Origin of the sequence: Streptomyces sp. T39, assembly GCF_008042045.1 — a bacterium.
GTDB lineage: Bacteria > Actinomycetota > Actinomycetes > Streptomycetales > Streptomycetaceae > Streptomyces.
Window position 1 is genome coordinate 895,907 of record NZ_RDBP01000012.1, and the last position, 16,757, is coordinate 912,663.

Consider the following 16,757-nt stretch of genomic DNA (forward strand, 5'->3'; position numbering starts at 1 on the left):
TCCGCGCCCGGCCCGCCCGCATCGGCAGCACCAGCGACTCGTCGACGAGCCGGGCGCTGCCCGTGCTGCACAGCAGTGCGGCGGCCGTGTGCTCGCGGAAGGCCGGCCGGGAGGCGGCGGCCATCATGGTCATGCCGCCCATGGAGTGGCCCGCGACGACGGCCTTCTCACCGGGGGCGAGGACGGCCGTGAGCACGGCCTCCAGGTCGTCGGCGAGCCGCTCGGTGCCGACGTCCGCGAGCGGGGTGCGGCCGTGGCCGCGCTGGTCGTAGGCGATGACGCGGTGGTCCCTCGCCAGGTCGCGTATCTGCGCCGCCCAGAAGTGGGTCGAGCAGGTCCAGCCGTGGGCCAGCACCACCGTGGGCGCGCCCTCGGGGCCGTGGACCTCGACGTGGATGCGGGAACCGTCGGCCGAGACGGCGGCCAGTTCCCGGGCCGCGACCGGGGGCGCGCCGGCGCGCCGGAGGAGACGGCTCATGCGACGGCCTCCGTGTCCTTCGCGCCGCCCTCGGCGCCGGGTTCGGCGGCCGTCGCGCCCACGGGGGCGAGCTGCCGGTGGCGTGCCGCCCTGGCCACCTCGTACTCGGCCAGGTCCACCGAGCGGGTGGCGCTGCGGAACTCGGTGGTGGTGCCCGGCCAGATGGTGGTGTTGCGGCCGCTCGCGTCGAGGTACCAGCTGTTGCACCCGCCGGTGTTCCAGACGGTGCGCTCCATGCGCTGCTGCACACGGCGGTTCCACGCGTGGACGGCGGACGGGCGGGGGGAGAGCACGCTGCCCTCGCCGAGCACGTCCAGCTGGCGCATGTAGTCGGCCAGGTAGTTCAGCTGGGACTCGATCATGAGGATCATGGACGAGTTCCCGAGGCCGGTGTTGGGCCCGATGATCGTCATCCAGTTGGGGAAGCCCGCCGCGGTGGCGCCGCGCAGCGACTCCATGCCGTCCTTCCACGCCTCGGCGAGCGTGATCCCGTCGGCGCCGACGACCCGCTCGGCGATCGGCATGTCGGTGACATGGAAGCCGGTGCCGAAGATGATCACGTCGGCCTCGGTCTCCGTGCCGTCCGCGGCGACCACCGTCGAGCCGCGCACCTCGGTCAGCCCGGACGCGACGACGTCCACGTTGGGCTGCGCGAGCGCCGGGTAGTACGTGCTGGACAGCAGGATGCGCTTGCAGCCGATGCGGTACGAGGGCGTCAGCTTGGCCCGCAGCTCCGGGTCCTTGATCGACTTGTTCATGTTCGCCTTGGCGAGCCGCTCGACCAGCCCGAGCTCGCCGGGCCGCTTGGTGAACGCCTGCACCTGGAGCTCCCGGATGCCCCACAGCAGGCCGCGCCGGGCGGTGCCGGTGAACGGCAGCTGCCGGTGCAGCCAGCGCTCGGCGCCCGAGATCCTGCGGTCCACCCGCGGCATCACCCACGGGGGTGTGCGCTGGAAGAGCGTCAGGGCGGCGACCTTCGGCTGGATCGCGGGCACGATCTGGATGGCCGACGCGCCGGTGCCGATCATGGCGACGCGCTTGCCGGTCAGGTCGTAGTCGTGGTCCCAGCGGGCGGAGTGGAACACCTTCCCGGGGAAGTCGGCCAGGCCCGGGATGTCCGGTGTCTTCGGGTCGGACAGGGGGCCGGTGGCGGAGACGACGACGTCCGCGGTCAGCGTGCCCCGGGAGGTCTCGATCTCCCAGTGGGCCGCGTCGTCGTCCCAGCGCATCATCAGGACCTCGTGGTTCAGGCGCACATGGGGGCGCAGCCCGAAGGTGTCCGTGACGTGCTCCAGGTAGGCGCGGATGTGCTCCTGGCCGGAGAACGTGCGCGGCCAGTCGGGGTTCGGCGCGAAGGAGAAGGAGTACAGGTGCGACGGGACGTCGCAGGCGCAGCCCGGATAGCTGTTGTCCCGCCAGGTACCGCCCACCGAGTCCGCGCGCTCCAGCACGACGAAGTCCGTGATCCCTTCGCGGCGCAGCCGGACCGCGGCCCCGAGGCCGCCGAATCCGGATCCGATCACCGCCACTCGTACATGCTCGTGCTGCTGCTCGGTCATACCGCCGCCTCCTGCTGAAACCGCCGAACGTCCCGTGTAGCCGTTCCTTCATGAACGCTGCCAGCAATCACTGGCATGGTTGGGAGGGTAGAGCAGGGACCTACCGAGCGGTAGGGGTACGACCCCACAAGTTACCGGCGGTACAACATAGGCTTCGGGTGTGACTGGACCGCGTGAGTACCGCATGGAGGAGCTGGCCGAGGAAGCCGGCATCACGGTGCGCACCCTGCGCTTCTACCGGGAACGAGGGCTGATCCAGCCACCGCGCCGCGAGGGCCGCATCGCCTGGTACGACGAACACCACCTGGCCAGGCTGCGGACGATCGGCGCCCTGCTGGAGCGCGGCCACACGCTCAACGGCATCGCCGACCTGGCCACGACGCTGGAGAGCGGCCGCGACATGGGCGAGGCCCTCGGGCTCGTGGAGCCCACCGAGGAGACGCCCGTCCGGCTCACCCCCGAGGCGCTCGCCGACTACTTCGAGGGCGAGGTCACACCCGAGAACCTGTCCAGGGCGCTGGAGCTCGGCTACCTGGCCATCGACGGCGACGAGATCGTCCACATCAGCCGCCGTCTGCTGGAGGTGTCCGCCGCGCTGGTCCGCGAGGGCATACCCCTGGCCGTCGTCCTGGAGTCGGGACGGCGCATCCGCGAGCACGCCGAGGCCCTCGCGGACCTGTTCTTCGACGCCCTGGCCGCCCACGCGAAGGAGCCGGACGCGGAGCGCCTGCGGCCCCTCGCCAAGAGCGTGGTGGACGCGGAGCTGTCGATGGCGATGGACCGCCGCCTGGCGGGCTCCCCCGACGACCGCTGACCGCATCCGGCGCCCGGGTGCGGCCCTCTACAGCCCGTAGACCGCGCTCACGGGCGCGTGGTCGCTCCACCGCTCCCCGTGCGTCGCGGCGCGCTCGACCCATGCCTTCACGGCGCGGCCCGCGAGCCCGGGGGTCGCCACCTGGAGGTCGATGCGCCAGCCGGTGTCGTTGTCGAACGCCCGCCCGCGGTACGACCACCACGAGTAGGGGCCCTCCTGGCCGGGGTGCAGGGCCCGCACGACGTCGACGTAGCCGGCCTCCTCGTACACGCGGGTGAGCCACTCCCGCTCCTCGGGCAGGAAGCCGGAGTTCTTCCGGTTGCCCTTGTGGTTCTTCAGGTCGGCCTCCTGGTGGGCGATGTTCCAGTCGCCGCAGACCACGACCTCCCGGCCGTCCGCCGCCGAGCGTTCCCTCAGCTCCCCGAGGTAGACCAGGAACTCGTCCATGAAGCGCGTCTTCTCGTCCTGGCGCTCCGTGCCGACCTCGCCGGACGGCAGATACAGGCTCGCGACCGTCACGCCGGGCAGATCGGCCTCCACATAGCGGCCGCTGCCGTCGAACTCGGCCGACCCGAAGCCGACGCGCACCCGGTCCGGCTCGCGCCGGGTGTAGAGGGCGACGCCCGCGCGGCCCTTGGCCGCCGCGGGGGCGTGCACGGTGAACCAGCCCTCGGGGCTGCGCACCTCCTGCGGCAGCTGAGCCGCCTCGGCGCGCACCTCCTGGAGGCAGACCACGTCTGCGGAGGTCCCGGCCAGCCACTCCACGAAGCCCTTCTTCGCGGCGGCGCGCAGCCCGTTCACATTCACGGAGGTCACGGTGAGCATTGCTGCACCCTACCCATCCGCGGAGCCCGTCCCGGAACGGGAGACCACCCGCCCGGGTGCCCCTTCGCATGGCCGTACGCTTTTCAACATGCAGCTCAGAGTCACGGCTTTCGACCACCCCGACGCCGTCACCCTCAACGACCAGGTGCAGCTGGAGTACATCCGGCGCTACGGCGACGGCGAGGGCGACGCGACACCGCTGGACGCCACGATGTTCCTGCCGCCGCGTGGCCTGTATCTCATCGCCTACGACGGCGACCGCCCCTGCGCGACCGGCGGCTGGCGCACCCAGGACGAGAACCCCATGGGCTACGCGAACGGCGACGCCGAGCTCAAGCGGATGTACGTGGTCCCCGAGGCGCGCGGCCTGGGTCTCGCCCGCCGCATCCTCGCGGCCCTGGAGGAGGACGCCCGCACGGCGGGCCGCACCCGGATGGTCCTGGAGACGGGCGACATGCAGCCGGAGGCGATCGCCCTCTACCGCTCCAGCGGCTACGAGCCCTGCGCGAAGTTCGGCCACTACCGGTTCGAGGACAGCAGCCGCTGCATGGCCAAACCGCTGTCCCGGCCCTGACCCGGCCACCGCTTCGCGGGCCCCGGCGGATTCCGCCCGGGGCCCGTCTCACGCCCGCCCGAGGCGGCGGGCGCGGGTGTGAGTTACGCCACCGCGCGGCCCGGGCCCAGGGGCACGACGGACGCAGACACCCTGCCCTTGCACGGAAACGACGAAGTCCCCGCCGGATCTCTCCGACGGGGACTTCCATCTGTTGTGGACCTGTGGGGATTTGAACCCCAGACCCCCTCGATGCGAACGAGGTGCGCTACCAGACTGCGCCACAGGCCCTTGCAACGAGTGAAACTCTAGCACCCCGATCGCGGTGCTCAAAAACCCGTATCCCGGCGGCGGCCTCGCAGGTCACGAACGCCGCCGGGATCGGCTTCACCCGGTCTCACTCATTGGCCGCACGCGGCCGGTCGTCATCCGCGTACTGATCGAACAGCGGCGTGCGGCCCCGGTCGCGGGACCGGCGCTGCTGCGGTGGCCGGCGGCCGGCCGGCGGCTCGACGTGCGGCTGGTCCTGCTGCCGGTCCGCGGGCCCGGCCGCCGACGAGCGGGCCGCGCTCCAGGTCTCCGGATCGGTGACGTCCACACCGCTCGACGCCCGCGGGGCGACGGGGGCGGTGACATAGGTGGGCAGCGGGACGGGCACGGGCTCCCAGCTGTCGCCCGCGGCCGGACCGCGCTGGCGCTGCTGGTCCACCCATTCCGCGTGGTCCGTCTGCTCCACCAGGGCGCGGCGGCCCGCCTCCTGGGGCGACACCACCGGTTCCGGTTCCGGGTCGGCCTGCGCGACGGGCTCCTCGTCGGGCTCCGCCGGCTCGGCGTCGGACTGATGCCGGCGCGGGCGGTTCTCCCGCAGGCGCTGCGCCGCCGCCTCGGCCTGCCGCCGGTCCATGACGAACGCGAACCGGCGCCGCTCCTGGGCCCGCAGATGCACGATGTAGACGCTCAGGAGCACGGCGGGCAGCGCGGGCGCCCACAGGAGGCCGAGACCGCCCACCGCGGCGACGACCGCGCCGGCGGTGAAGGCGACGAAGAGGAGCGTGGTCGTCCGTCTGCGGCGGGCCAGGACCTGGCTGCGCCGCGCGCGTTCCGCCGCCGCGCGGTCCGGCCGGGCGTCCTTGCGGGGCCGGCCGCCCTGCCGGGGGCGGGGGGCGGCGTCCGCGGACTCCGGCCGGGGTGCGCCCGGGGCGGCCCCGGCAGGGGCCTGAGGGCGCAATTCGGTTCGGGGCGCGGCGAAGGCCCGGACGTCCACGGAACTCAAACGGTCCGTGGGCGCATCCGGGTCGACGTCGTACTCGGGCTGCTCGGCGGTGCGTCCCCGCAGTTCCCTGGCGTACCGCCGCTCCATTCCCGCCCGGCCCGACAACAGCCGGATGGCGGTGGAGAAGCGTTCCGTCGGACGGGCTTCGTTCAGCTCGTCCTGCCTGCGGAGCCACATCGGCACCAAGTAGGCGGCCCAGGCCCCGACGATGACTGCGTAGATGAGGCCGCTGCTGCTCACGCAACACACCGTAGAGGGATTTGCGCAACGGCATCCGCCAATTGGCCCGGTGTGTCGCACGATCTGGCTCATATCACGGACTTTTTTTGTGATTTCCGGGATCGAACCGCGCGCCTCGCCGACCCATTTCGAACATTTATTTTATTTCTTGGGCCGCTCCGGGTGACGATCCCGGCCGGCTCCCACGTCGCGCCTGGTGCCAGCGTCTGACCAGCCCTTCGGGGACCTCGTCGGCGGTCAGCGCGAAGACGAGATGGTCGCGCCAGGCGCCGTCGATGTGGAGATAGCGGGGCCGCAGCCCTTCCTCGCGGAATCCGAGTTTCTCCACCACCCGCCGGCTGGGGCCGTTCTCCGGGCGAATGCAGACCTCGATGCGGTGCAGCCCGACGCCCCGGAAGCAGTGGTCCACGGCGAGGGCCACCGCCGTCGGCATGACGCCCCGGCCCGCCACCTCACGGTCGACCCAGTAGCCCACATGACCCGAGCACATCGAGCCCCAGGTGATCCCGGCGACGGTCAACTGGCCCACCAGACGCCCCTGGTACTCGATGACGAAGGGCATCATGCGCCCCGCGTTCGCCTCGGACCGCAGGTGGCGCACCATCTGACGGTACGTCGGACGCTGGGCCACCGGACCGCCCGGGGCCGGCGGCGGGATGGTGGCCTCCCACGGGCGAAGCCACTCGCGGTTGCGGCGGTTGACCTCGCGCCAGATCCGCTGGTCGCGCATTCTTATGGGGCGGAGGACGACGTCGCCGTCCGCCAGGATCACGGGCCAGGTGACGTTCATGACGGCTGCGGCGCCTCGTCCTGTCCGGGCGGCTCCAGCGGTCCGGCGGAGCCGGGCGCACCGCCGGGCGCGGGATGGTCGCCGCCGCGGAGCTGGTCGACCGCGTGGGCCAGCAGCGGCTCCAGGACGGCGAGGCCGTCGCGCACGCCGCCGCTGGAACCGGGGAGATTGACGATCAGCGTACGGCCGGCGACACCGGCGACACCGCGCGAGAGCGCTGCCGTCGGCACCTTCTGACGCCCGAACGCCCGGATCGCCTCCGGGATGCCGGGGACCTCGTGGTCGAGCAGGGCCCGGGTGACGTCGGGCGTGCGGTCGGTGGGCGAGATGCCGGTGCCACCGGTGGTCAGGACCACGTCGTACCCGCCGGCGACGCCCTCGCGGATCGCCTCCCCGACGGGATCGCCGTCCGGGACCACGCGAGGGCCCTCGACGGTGAAGCCCATCCGCCGCAGCCCCTCGGCGATCAGCGGGCCGCCCCTGTCCTCGTACACGCCGGCCGCGGCCCGGTTGGACGCGGTGACGACCAGGGCGCGGTACGGAGCGCCGTCGGTGCTCACGACTCCGTCCTCTCGCGGGACCAGTCACCGGACTTGCCGCCGGTCTTCTCCTCGACCCGGATGCCGGTGATGACGGCGGCCTTGTCCACGGCCTTCACCATGTCGACGACGGTGAGTGCCGCTACGGAGACCGCCGTCAGCGCCTCCATCTCGACGCCGGTGCGGTCCGTCGTCCTCACCGTCGCCGCGATCTCCACCGCGTCGTCGGCGACCGACAGGTCCAGCTTCACCCCGGAGACCGCGAGCGGGTGGCACAGCGGAATCAGGTCGGGGGTCCGCTTGGCGCCCATGATCCCGGCGATCCTGGCCGTGGCGAGGGCGTCGCCCTTGGGCACGCCCTCGCCGCGCAGCAGTTCCACGACCTGGGGCGACACCAGGACGCGACCGGTAGCCCGCGCGGTGCGGGCGGTCACGTCCTTCTGGGAGACGTCGACCATGCGGGCCGCCCCCGCCTCGTCGATGTGCGTCAGCCTGCCTTGCGTACTCATGTGCGCCTGTGCTCCCGATCCGGCCCCGAGAGGGCCTTGTGTGGGCAGACACGGTACCGCCACAGCGGGGCCGTCACCCCAGGAGGACCACGTCGACACCGGCGCCGGGCTCCACGGACGTGGTGGCCTCCGGGACGACGATCAGGCAGTCGGCGTGCGCGAGGGCGGCCACGAGATGCGAACCGGCCCCGCCGACAGGGGTGACGCGGCCCGCCTCCTGGTCGTACGTGCCCCGCAGGAACTGGCGCTTGCCCTCCGGCGACGTCAGCGCCTTGTCGGCGGCGAGCACCGCGCGGGCGGTCGGCCGGTGGACGTCGGGGAGGCCCATCAGGGCGCGGATCGCGGGGCGCACGAACAACTCGAAGGAGACATAGCTGGAGACCGGATTGCCCGGCAGGGCGAGCAGCGGGGTGTGCTCGGGGCCGATGGAGCCGAAGCCCTGGGGCTTGCCCGGCTGCATGGCGAGCCTGCGGAAGTCGATGCCGCTGCCGGGCACGTCCTCGTCGCCGACCGAGGCGAGCGCCTCCTTGACGACGTCGTACGCGCCCACGCTCACGCCGCCGGTGGTGACCAGCAGATCGGCGCGGATCAGCTGGTCCTCGATGGTGGACCGCAGCGTCTCGGCGTCGTCGGTGACCGCGCCGACCCGGTAGGAGATCGCTCCGGCGTCACGGGCGGCGGCCGCGAGGGCGAAGCTGTTGGAGTCGTAGATCTGGCCCTCTGCCAGCTTCTCGCCCGGCTGGACCAGTTCGCTGCCGGTGGACAGGACGACCACACGGGGGCGGGGCCGGACCCGGACGGTGCCCCGGCCGATGGCGGCGAGCAGACCGATCTGCGGCGGGCCGAGCACGGTGCCCGCGGCGAGGGCGAGGTCGCCGGCCTGGACGTCGCTGCCCCGGGCGCGCACATGGGCGCGCTCCTGCGCCGGGCGGTGCACCCGCACCTCACCGCTCGCGCCCTCAGGCGCCTGGCCGGCCGGGCGCATGGTGCTGGCGGCGCCCCCGCCAGCGCCGCCGTCCGTCCACTCCACGGGGACGACCGCCTGGGCTCCCGGGGGCAGCGGAGCGCCGGTCATGATGCGCGCCGCCTGCCCCGGGCCCACCGTGGGCAGACCGTCGCTGCCGGCCGCGACGTCGCCGATGACCGTGAGCACGGCGGGGAACTCCTCGCTCGCGCCCGCGACATCGGCGACCCGGACGGCATACCCGTCCATGGAGCTGTTGTCGAAGGGGGGCAGCGCGACCGGGACGGTGACGTCCTCGACCAGGACACAGCCCTGCGCGTCCGGCAGTTGCAGCTCGATCGGGTCGAGCGGCCGGATCGCGGAGAGGATGTCCTCCAGATGGTCGTCCACCGACCAGATCGTGCTGCTCACGGTGTTACATCTCCTCGGTCACGAAACTGCGAAGCCAGGACCGGAACTCCGGCCCCAGGTCCTCACGTTCGCACGCGAGCCTGACAATGGCACGCAGATAGTCGCCCCGGTCCCCGGTGTCATAGCGGCGGCCCTTGAAGACGACGCCGTGCACGGGGCCGCCGCCCGGTGTGCCGCCGGGGGCCGCGGAGCCGTGCTCGTGGGCGTCGGCGAGCTTCTGGATGGCGTCGGTCAGCTGGATCTCGCCCCCGCGGCCGGGGGCGGTCTCCCGCAGTATGGCGAAGATCGCGGGGTCGAGCACATAGCGGCCGATGATCGCCAGATTGCTGGGCGCCTCCGCCGGGTCGGGCTTCTCGACCACGTCGGTGACCTGGACGACATCGCTCTCGCCGGTCGGCTTCACGGCGGCGCAGCCGTACATGTGGATCTGGGCGGGGTCGACCTCCATGAGGGCGATCACGCTGCCGCCCTCCCGTTCCTGCACCTCGACCATGCGGGAGAGCAGCGGGTCGCGGGGGTCGATCAGGTCGTCGCCGAGCAGGACGGCGAAGGGCTGGTCGCCGACGTGCGGCTCCGCGCAGAGCACCGCGTGGCCGAGCCCGCGCGGGTCGCCCTGGCGCACGTAGTGCATGGTGGCGAGGTCGCTGGACTCCTGCACCCGGGCGAGCCGGCCGGCGTCGCCCTTGCGGGAGAGCGCCTCCTCCAGCTCGTAGTTGCGGTCGAAATGGTCCTCGAGTGGGCGCTTGTTGCGGCCCGTGATCATCAGGACGTCGGAGAGACCGGCCGCGACGGCCTCCTCCACGACGTACTGGATCGCGGGCTTGTCGACCACGGGCAGCATCTCTTTGGGCGTGGCCTTCGTGGCCGGCAGGAACCGGGTGCCGAGGCCGGCGGCGGGGATGACAGCCTTGGTGATCCCGGGGTGCGACTGAGTCATGCGGAGCACCTTAGCGACTGAGTATGGGGGGAAGATGATGCTCCGGTTAACTTCATCCCCATAGAGACGTATACGCGAGGTTTACGTGCAGGCAATCAGTGACGAGAAGTCCGAAAAGAACGGTCTGCGCGGTGAACTGCTCGCCACGCGCAGGCTGCTGTCCCCCACGGACGTCCTCGGGGCGGCGGCTTCCCTGGCCCATCAGGCGATGCTGCTGCCGGAGCTGGCGGGAGCGTCCACGGTCGCCGCCTACGTGTCGGTGGGCCGCGAGCCGGGCACCCGGGCCCTGCTGGACGCCCTGCGCGCCCAGGACACCCGGGTGCTGCTGCCCGTGCTGCTCCCGGACAACGACCTGGACTGGGCCGTCTACAACGGGCCCGGGCGGCTGCTGCCGGCGGGCCGCGGCCTGCTGGAGCCGGACGGCGAGCGGCTGGGACCCGAAGCCGTCCTCTCGGCGGAGGCCGTCCTGCTGCCCGGGCTCGCCGTGGACGGCCGGGGCATGCGGCTGGGCCGCGGCGGCGGCTCGTACGACCGGGTCCTGGCCCGGATCGCCGCCGCCGGCACGGACCCCGCGCTGATCGTCCTCCTCTACGCGGACGAGGTGGTCGAGCGGGTCCCGGCGGAACCGCACGACCACCCCGTCCACGCGGTGGTCACCCCTCAGGGGGTGCGCCGCTTCACGGAGCGGACTGGCCCCGGGGGACCAGGGTGAGCGTGTCGACCGTCGCGGACTCGACCGCCTCGGGGCCGTAGGCCCAGTCCAGCAGCTCGCCGTCGGCCCACTTGTCGGTCTGGTCGGTGTAGTGGGCGCTGTACGCGTGGCCGGAGGCCCCGGTCAGGTTGATCCAGCGCGACTTGTCCCACTCGCCGACGTTGAGGACCATCCGCATGGACGGCACCCAGACGACGTCGTACCCGCTCGCCGCGTTCCAGCCGGTGGCGTTGACCGCCGCCTCTCCGCCGCCCAGGTTCCACGGGCCGCGGTTGAGTATGTACTGGAGGAAGCCCGGGCCCTCGGTACCCAGCGTCTGGTTCTTCAGCGTCAGCTGGTGCAGCCTGCCCCAGCTCCAGCTGGAGGCGTCCTTGCCCATCTCGGCCGTCAGCTCCCAGCGGGCGTCCTCCATCGCGCGGCCGAGCAGCTCGTCACGGGTGTCGGTCGCCTCGTCCGTCCGGGTGGCCGGGCTGCGCCACCACTCGTTGTCCGCGTCCTTCAGCAGTCCGCGCACCACCTCGTACCAGCGGTCCCCGCCGTCGGGCTGCGCGGAGTCCGCGTCCCGCTGGCCGCATTCGCGCACCCGCTCGGTGAGGTCGTCGTCGGGTGCCGTGCTGTCCGCGGGCAGCACGTTCAGGCACTCGCCCTCGACCCTGAGCTCCTTGGGGAGCTTGTTGCCGATGGCCAGCTTGAGGACGTTGCGCCAGACCGCATTGAAGTAGGCGGCGGCGCCGGAGTCCGGCTCCTGGGTGTAGTCCCAGCCCTCGAGCAGTTTCTGCGCCTCGCGCACATAGGAGTCGGAGATGTCGATCTTCAGCAGGTAGGGCGTGAGCAGCTTGGCGATCTCGCTGCTGTTGTCCATCTGCATGGTGCGCATGTCCTCGGTGGAGATCTTGCCGCCACCCCGGATCTTGGACTCGATGAGGTCGTTGATCCGCTGGCTGCGCGCGCCGTACCCGTAGTCCTCGGTGATCAGGTACGGGTAGCGGTCGGCGTCGACGACCGCCTGGTTGGCGGTGACGATGTAGCCGCGCCCGGGGTCGAACTCGTAGGGGAGTTCCTCGTAGTCGATGTAGCCGTCCCACTTGTACGTCGGGTCCCAGCCCGGCGCGGGCACGCTGCCGTCGCCCTCGGCGCGCAGCGGGATCCTGCCGGGGGCCTGGTAGCCGATGTGGCCCTTGGTGTCGGCGTAGATCAGGTTCTGCGAGGGGACCTCGAAGTCCTTGGCGGCGGCGCGGAAGGAGGTGAAGTCCTTGGCGCGGTTCAGCCGGAAGACCGCGTCCATGGTCTTCCCGGGCTGCAGCGCGGTCCACTGGAGGGCGACTCCGTAGCCGGAGCCGCGGTCGGGCGCCGCGTTGGAGACGGGTGCCCGGTCGCCGACCTTGGCCAGCTCGTCGCTGCGGTCCGAGACGAGGGGGCCGTGCCCGGTGGAGCGGACGGTGATCGTCTTGTCGGTGCCGCCGGCGACCTTGATGACCTCCTTGCGGGTGGTCAGCTTCTTCTCCTGGCCGCCGACGAGGTAGCTGTCGCCGTTGAGCTTCTCCAGGTAGAGGTCGGTCACGTCGGCGCCGAGGTTGGTGAAGCCCCAGGCGATGTCCTGGTTGTGGCCGATTATCACGCCGGGCATGCCGGAGAAGGTGTAGCCGGCGACGTCGAAGGAGCAGGCGTCCGAGACCTCACGGCAGTGCAGACCCATCTGGTACCAGAGGGACGGCAGCTGCGGGGAGAGGTGCGGGTCGTTGGCCAGCAGGGGCTTGCCGGTCGTCGTGTACTTGCCGGAGACGACCCAGGAGTTGGAGCCGATGCCGCTGCCGCTGGGGCCCAGGAGGGCCGGGATGGCGTCGAGGGTGTCGGACAGGGCACCGAGCTGGGAGTTCAGCCCGGCGGCGGCGCCGGCGGGGCTGCCGGACGTGCCGTCACCGGACCCGGTGGATCCCCCGGTGCCGTCGCCGGTCCCCTGGGTGCCGTCGCCCGTGCCCGAGGTGCCGTCACCGGTTCCCTCGGCGTCGCCCGGGCCGGACGGTTCCGCCTTGGGGTCGAACTCGCCCGTCACCGGGTCGATCCCGCCGTCCTCGACGATCGGCTTGTTCCGGTCGTACGGGTAGGACGGGTACAGATCGCGGATCTGCTGCTCGCTGAGCCTGCTGGTGAGCAGGGACCGGTCGATCTCGTCCTGCATGTTGCCGCGCAGGTCCCATGCCATGGCCTTGAGCCAGGCGACGGAGTCCACCGGCGTCCACGGCTCGGGCTTGTAGTCGTTGGTGAAGGCCAGCGCCGCGTACTCGACCGAGAGCTCCTCGGCCGAGCGGCCGTCGAGGTAGGCGTTGACGCCGTCCGCGTAGGCCTGGAGGTACTTCTTGGTCTCCGGCGACAGCTTGGTGTCGTACTCCTGCTGCGCGACCCGGCGCCAGCCGAGCGTGCGCAGGAAGGCGTCGGTCTCCACCTGTCCCGCGCCGAACATCTCGGACAGCCGGCCGGACGTCATGTGGCGGCGGACGTCCATCTCCCAGAACCGGTCCTGCGCCTGGACGAAGCCCTGGGCACGGAAGAGGTCCTCGTCGCTGTCGGCGTAGATCTGGGGAATGCCGTGGTCGTCGCGCTTGACCTCGACCCGGCCGCCGAGGCCTTCGAGTTCGATCGATCCGGTGGTCTGGGGGAACGAGGCGCGAACCGTGCTGATGCTCCAGTAGGCGCCGTATCCGACACCCGCGACAAGCGCCAGCACCAGGACGAGCACGAGCAGTCGGGCACGTCGCCCCTTCTTCTTCTTGGGGGAAGAGGCTGTTGTGTTGGCGGGCATCGCTGTCCTTCGAGGGGCAGGGTGGTCCTGGGAATGCTGAGGCAACTCTAGGCGCAGCGCCCGACCGGCCAGGACGCGGTATCCACAAGGGGCCTCGACCGGCAGATGATCCGATGAAAAGACCGTCAAGGAAGCGTTAAAGATTAGGTAAGGTAACGAAGTGTCGCCGCCGGTGCGAAGATCTCTCCGGCACTCACGGCGCGAGGGGAAGGATCGGCCACTGACTGTCCACCAGCTCAATGAACTCCTGCTCGTCTGCTCACTCGTCCTGCTCATCGCCGTGGCGGCGGTGCGCATCTCGTCCCGCAGCGGGCTGCCCAGCCTGCTGCTGTATCTCGGTATCGGGATCGCCATGGGCCAGGACGGACTGCTCGACGTCAAGTTCGACGACGCCGAGCTCACGCAGGTGATCGGCTATGCCGCACTGGTGGTGATCCTGGCCGAGGGCGGCCTGGGCACCAAGTGGAAGGAGATCAAACCCGCGTTGCCCGCGGCGGCCGTGCTGTCGACCGTCGGCGTCGCGGTGAGCGTGGGCGTCACGGCCTCGGCAGCGCACTATCTCGTCGGCCTCGAATGGCAGCAGGCACTGATCATCGGCGCCGTCGTGTCCTCCACCGACGCCGCGGCCGTCTTCTCCGTGCTGCGCAAGGTGCCGCTGCCCTCCCGGGTGACCGGTGTGCTGGAGGCCGAGTCGGGCTTCAACGACGCCCCGGTCGTCATCCTGGTCGTGGCCTTCTCCGCCTCGGGCCCGGTCGACGACTGGTACGTACTCGTCGGCAAGATCGCCCTGGAACTCGCGATCGGCGCCGCCATCGGCCTGGCCACCGGCTTCCTGGGCGCGTACGGGCTGCGGCACGTCGCCCTGCCCGCCTCCGGCCTCTATCCGATCGCCGTCATGGCCATCGCGGTCGTCGCCTACGCCGCCGGCGCCATGGCCCACGGCAGCGGGTTCCTCGCCGTCTACCTGGCCTCGATGGTCCTCGGCAACAGCAGGCTGCCCCACGCCCCGGCCAACCGCGGCTTCGCGGAGGGACTCGGCTGGATCGCCCAGATCGGCATGTTCGTCCTGCTCGGCCTGCTGGTCACGCCGCACGAGCTGGTCGACGACTTCTGGCCGGCCGTGATCGTGGGTCTGGTGCTGACGGCGGTCGCGAGGCCGCTGGAGGTCTTCGTCAGCCTGCTGCCGTTCCGGATCCCCTGGCAGGAGCAGGCCCTGATGTCCTGGGCCGGTCTGCGCGGAGCCGTGCCCATCATCCTGGCGACCATTCCGATGGTGTCCGGTGTGCCGGGCAGCGACCGGATCTTCAACATCGTCTTCGTGCTGGTCGTCGTCTACACCCTGGTCCAGGGGCCGACGCTGCCGTGGCTCGCCAGGGCGCTGCGCCTCGGCGCCTCCTCGGACGCCGCCGACCTCGGGGTCGAGTCCGCGCCGCTGGAGCGGCTGCGGGGCCACCTGCTCTCGGTGGCCGTCCCCGAGACCTCCCGGATGCACGGCGTGGAGGTGGGCGAGCTCCGGCTGCCCGCGGGGTCCGCGGTCACCCTCGTCGTGCGCGAGGAGAAGAGCTTCGTCCCCCTGCCCACCACCGTCCTGCGCCACGGCGACGAACTGCTGGTGGTCGCCACCGATCCGGTTCGGGACGCGGCGGAGCGCCGTCTGCGGGCGGTGGCCCAGGGCGGCAAGCTGGCCGACTGGCTCGGGACCGGCGGCACGGCGGCACGCCGTCACCGCTGATCGCGCGGGTCACGGCACGGCCCCGTGCCGTGACCCGAGGGAGGCTCCGGTGCCCGATCACAGGGGCCTCCCCGTGATGTCCGTCATTTCCCAGGTCACGGCGCGAGAAGTCCCTGTACCATGAAGGCACACTGATCGACCAACTCTGCCTGACGCAGAGCTGGCGCGACCGTATGGCGGCCGCGGAGTCCCCCGTTGTGGACCCCGGTATCTACCGCAGTTCCGCGCAAGAGGACAGCTCTCGGCTGCTCCCGGCATCCCGGCGAGCGCTACCAGGTGGCAGAAAGGCAAGGGCCGTGGCGTCCACGGTCGCTTCTGACACGCGTCCCGGCTACGGACAGCTCCTGCGGACCCCGGGGGCATGGACGTTCCTCCTGCCCGGATTCGCGGCCAGGCAGCCGTTCGCGATGCTGACGATCGGCATCGTGCTCCTGGTCCAGCACACCACCGGCTCCTACGGCAGCGCAGGCGCCGTGGCAGCGGTCACCGGCGTCTCGATGGCGCTCTTCGCGCCGCAGAGCGGCAAGCTCGCCGACCGCTTCGGTCAGCGCGCGGTGCTGATTCCCGGGGTCGTGCTCCACACCGTCTCCGTCTCCGTCCTGACCGCGCTCGCGCTGACGGGCGCCCCGCTGTGGGCCCTGTTCGCCGCCGCGGTGCCGACGGGCGCGTCGGTGCCCCAGATCGGGCCGATGGTGCGCGCCCGCTGGGCCGGGCGCCTCCAGGGGTCCCCGCTGCTCCCGACGGCCGCGGCGTTCGAGTCGGTGACGGACGAGTTCACCTTCGTCGTCGGGCCGGTCCTGGCCACCGCCCTGTGCACCGGCGTGCACCCCGCCGCGGGCCTGATCGCCGAAGCCGCGCTGACCCTGATCGGCGGCCTGCTGTTCGCCGCCCAGCGCCGTACCCAGCCCGCCCACGGCCAGGCCCTCGCGGCGGACCGCACGGAGCGCAGGTCCGCCCTGTCGATTCCGGGTGTCCGCGTGCTCGCGGTGGCTTTCCTGGGCATCGGCGCAGTCTTCGGCGGCATGCAGGTGTCGCTGACGGCCTTCAGCGAGGAGATCGGCAACCCCGGCATGAACGGCCTGCTCTACGGCCTGTTCGCCGCGGGCAACATGCTCGCCGGCGTGGCCGTCGGCGCCATCGCCTGGAAGAACGGCCCCCGGCGGCGCCTCGTCATCGGGTACACGGCACTCACCCTCACCGCGTCGCTGCTGTGGACGGCGCATTCGGTCGCCCTGCTGGGCGCGCTGGGCCTCGTGGTGGGCCTGTGCATCGCCCCGGCCCTGATCAGCGGCTACACGCTGGTCGAGGCGCTGGTCCCCGCGTCCGCCCGCACCGAGGCCTTCACCTGGCTGACCGGCGCGGTGGCCCTCGGACAGGCCGCGGCCGTGACGGTGGCCGGACGTCTGGCCGACGGGCACGGCGCGAGCGCCGGATTCCTCGTGCCGCTCGTGGGCACCGCCCTGGCCCTCGTGACCCTGCTGCTGCTGCGTTCCCGGCTCTCGCCCCTGCCCGTCGGACGGGTCGCGGCGCGTGGTATCGGTCACCGAGTGCCTGTGACGGTGGACTGATCCAGCGGAATACGTCACTATGGACCGTCGTTAGCACTCATCGAGTGAGAGTG

At 71.8% G+C, this 16,757-nt stretch carries 15 protein-coding genes and 1 tRNA gene; 5 read left to right on the top strand and 11 right to left on the bottom strand.

Annotated features, from left to right (window positions below; translation table 11 throughout):
• Both EAO77_RS04845 and EAO77_RS04850 read right to left on the bottom strand, forming a co-directional pair.
• On the bottom strand, window positions 1–478 hold a 478-nt coding region (locus tag EAO77_RS04845), incomplete at its 3' end, for an alpha/beta fold hydrolase (protein WP_147988949.1).
• The gene (locus EAO77_RS04850) at window positions 475–2,037 is read right to left on the bottom strand and encodes a flavin-containing monooxygenase (RefSeq protein ID WP_147986867.1); all 1,563 of its coding nucleotides are present in this window, start codon (window positions 2,035–2,037) and stop codon (window positions 475–477) included. The genes EAO77_RS04845 and EAO77_RS04850, both read right to left, overlap by 4 nt.
• A 184-nt stretch (window positions 2,038–2,221) precedes the next feature.
• Between EAO77_RS04850 and EAO77_RS04855 the strand changes: the two genes are divergently transcribed.
• On the top strand, window positions 2,222–2,851 hold the full coding sequence (locus EAO77_RS04855) for a MerR family transcriptional regulator (RefSeq protein ID WP_147988950.1): 630 nt from the start codon (window positions 2,222–2,224) through the stop codon (window positions 2,849–2,851).
• Window positions 2,852–2,878: 27 nt separating this feature from the next.
• Here EAO77_RS04855 and EAO77_RS04860 read toward each other — a convergent pair whose 3' ends face one another.
• A complete protein-coding gene (locus EAO77_RS04860; protein ID WP_147986868.1) occupies window positions 2,879–3,676 on the bottom strand; it encodes an exodeoxyribonuclease III in 798 nt (265 codons plus the stop codon).
• Between the two features lie 88 nt (window positions 3,677–3,764).
• Here EAO77_RS04860 and EAO77_RS04865 point away from each other — a divergent pair, with 88 nt between their 5' ends.
• Window positions 3,765–4,250 carry a GNAT family N-acetyltransferase gene (locus EAO77_RS04865; protein ID WP_147986869.1) on the top strand — a complete coding sequence of 162 codons (486 nt, stop codon included), beginning with the start codon at window positions 3,765–3,767 and terminating at the stop codon, window positions 4,248–4,250.
• 196 nt (window positions 4,251–4,446) lie between these two features.
• On the opposite strand, the gene EAO77_RS04870 is transcribed toward EAO77_RS04865, so the two are convergent.
• The 7 genes from EAO77_RS04870 to galU form a co-directional block, all read right to left on the bottom strand.
• Window positions 4,447–4,520, bottom strand: a tRNA-Ala gene (locus EAO77_RS04870).
• 106 nt (window positions 4,521–4,626) lie between these two features.
• Window positions 4,627–5,742: a gephyrin-like molybdotransferase receptor GlpR gene (gene glpR / locus EAO77_RS04875; protein ID WP_147986870.1), complete on the bottom strand. Its 1,116-nt coding sequence runs from the start codon at window positions 5,740–5,742 to the stop codon at window positions 4,627–4,629.
• 136 nt (window positions 5,743–5,878) lie between these two features.
• Entirely contained in the window at window positions 5,879–6,532 is a 654-nt protein-coding gene (locus tag EAO77_RS04880) for a GNAT family N-acetyltransferase (protein ID WP_147986871.1), read from the bottom strand.
• The gene (locus EAO77_RS04885) at window positions 6,529–7,092 is read right to left on the bottom strand and encodes a molybdenum cofactor biosynthesis protein B (protein WP_147986872.1); all 564 of its coding nucleotides are present in this window, start codon (window positions 7,090–7,092) and stop codon (window positions 6,529–6,531) included. Before EAO77_RS04885 ends, EAO77_RS04880 begins: the two co-directional genes overlap by 4 nt.
• The gene (gene moaC, locus EAO77_RS04890) at window positions 7,089–7,580 is read right to left on the bottom strand and encodes a cyclic pyranopterin monophosphate synthase MoaC (protein WP_147986873.1); all 492 of its coding nucleotides are present in this window, start codon (window positions 7,578–7,580) and stop codon (window positions 7,089–7,091) included. The genes EAO77_RS04885 and moaC overlap by 4 nt, the downstream gene beginning before the upstream one ends.
• A gap of 73 nt (window positions 7,581–7,653) precedes the next feature.
• Window positions 7,654–8,955: a gephyrin-like molybdotransferase Glp gene (gene glp, locus EAO77_RS04895; protein WP_147986874.1), complete on the bottom strand. Its 1,302-nt coding sequence runs from the start codon at window positions 8,953–8,955 to the stop codon at window positions 7,654–7,656.
• Between the two features lie 4 nt (window positions 8,956–8,959).
• Window positions 8,960–9,892 (bottom strand): UTP--glucose-1-phosphate uridylyltransferase GalU, encoded by a 933-nt coding sequence (gene galU / locus EAO77_RS04900; protein ID WP_147986875.1) that lies wholly within the window; start codon window positions 9,890–9,892, stop codon window positions 8,960–8,962.
• A gap of 94 nt (window positions 9,893–9,986) precedes the next feature.
• Here galU and EAO77_RS04905 point away from each other — a divergent pair, with 94 nt between their 5' ends.
• A complete protein-coding gene (locus tag EAO77_RS04905; RefSeq protein WP_147988951.1) occupies window positions 9,987–10,604 on the top strand; it encodes a 5-formyltetrahydrofolate cyclo-ligase in 618 nt (205 codons plus the stop codon).
• On the opposite strand, the gene EAO77_RS04910 is transcribed toward EAO77_RS04905, so the two are convergent.
• Window positions 10,570–13,404, bottom strand: a complete 2,835-nt coding sequence (locus EAO77_RS04910) for a penicillin acylase family protein (RefSeq protein ID WP_147986876.1) — start codon at window positions 13,402–13,404, stop codon at window positions 10,570–10,572. The two genes, EAO77_RS04905 and EAO77_RS04910, sit on opposite strands and share 35 nt — an antisense overlap.
• Before the next feature lie 220 nt (window positions 13,405–13,624).
• On the opposite strand from EAO77_RS04910, the gene EAO77_RS04915 reads away from it, so the two are divergent.
• Together EAO77_RS04915 and EAO77_RS04925 are read left to right on the top strand one after the other, a co-directional pair.
• Window positions 13,625–15,136 (top strand): potassium/proton antiporter, encoded by a 1,512-nt coding sequence (locus EAO77_RS04915; RefSeq protein ID WP_187283242.1) that lies wholly within the window; start codon window positions 13,625–13,627, stop codon window positions 15,134–15,136.
• Window positions 15,137–15,432: 296 nt separating this feature from the next.
• Entirely contained in the window at window positions 15,433–16,704 is a 1,272-nt protein-coding gene (locus EAO77_RS04925; RefSeq protein ID WP_147986878.1) for an MFS transporter, read from the top strand.
• The last annotated feature ends 53 nt before the right edge of the window (window positions 16,705–16,757 follow it).

Excerpts from the sequence above, each read along its gene's own strand:
- EAO77_RS04850 (WP_147986867.1), bottom strand. The coding sequence starts at position 2,037 with ATGACCGAGCAGCAGCACGAGCATGTACGAGTGGCGGTGATCGGATCC.
- EAO77_RS04855 (WP_147988950.1), top strand. The coding sequence starts at position 2,222 with ATGGAGGAGCTGGCCGAGGAAGCCGGCATCACGGTGCGCACCCTGCGC.
- EAO77_RS04860 (WP_147986868.1), bottom strand. The coding sequence starts at position 3,676 with ATGCTCACCGTGACCTCCGTGAATGTGAACGGGCTGCGCGCCGCCGCG.
- EAO77_RS04865 (WP_147986869.1), top strand. The coding sequence starts at position 3,765 with ATGCAGCTCAGAGTCACGGCTTTCGACCACCCCGACGCCGTCACCCTC.
- EAO77_RS04880 (WP_147986871.1), bottom strand. The coding sequence starts at position 6,532 with ATGAACGTCACCTGGCCCGTGATCCTGGCGGACGGCGACGTCGTCCTC.
- moaC (WP_147986873.1), bottom strand. The coding sequence starts at position 7,580 with ATGAGTACGCAAGGCAGGCTGACGCACATCGACGAGGCGGGGGCGGCC.
- galU (WP_147986875.1), bottom strand. The coding sequence starts at position 9,892 with ATGACTCAGTCGCACCCCGGGATCACCAAGGCTGTCATCCCCGCCGCC.
- EAO77_RS04910 (WP_147986876.1), bottom strand. The coding sequence starts at position 13,404 with ATGCCCGCCAACACAACAGCCTCTTCCCCCAAGAAGAAGAAGGGGCGA.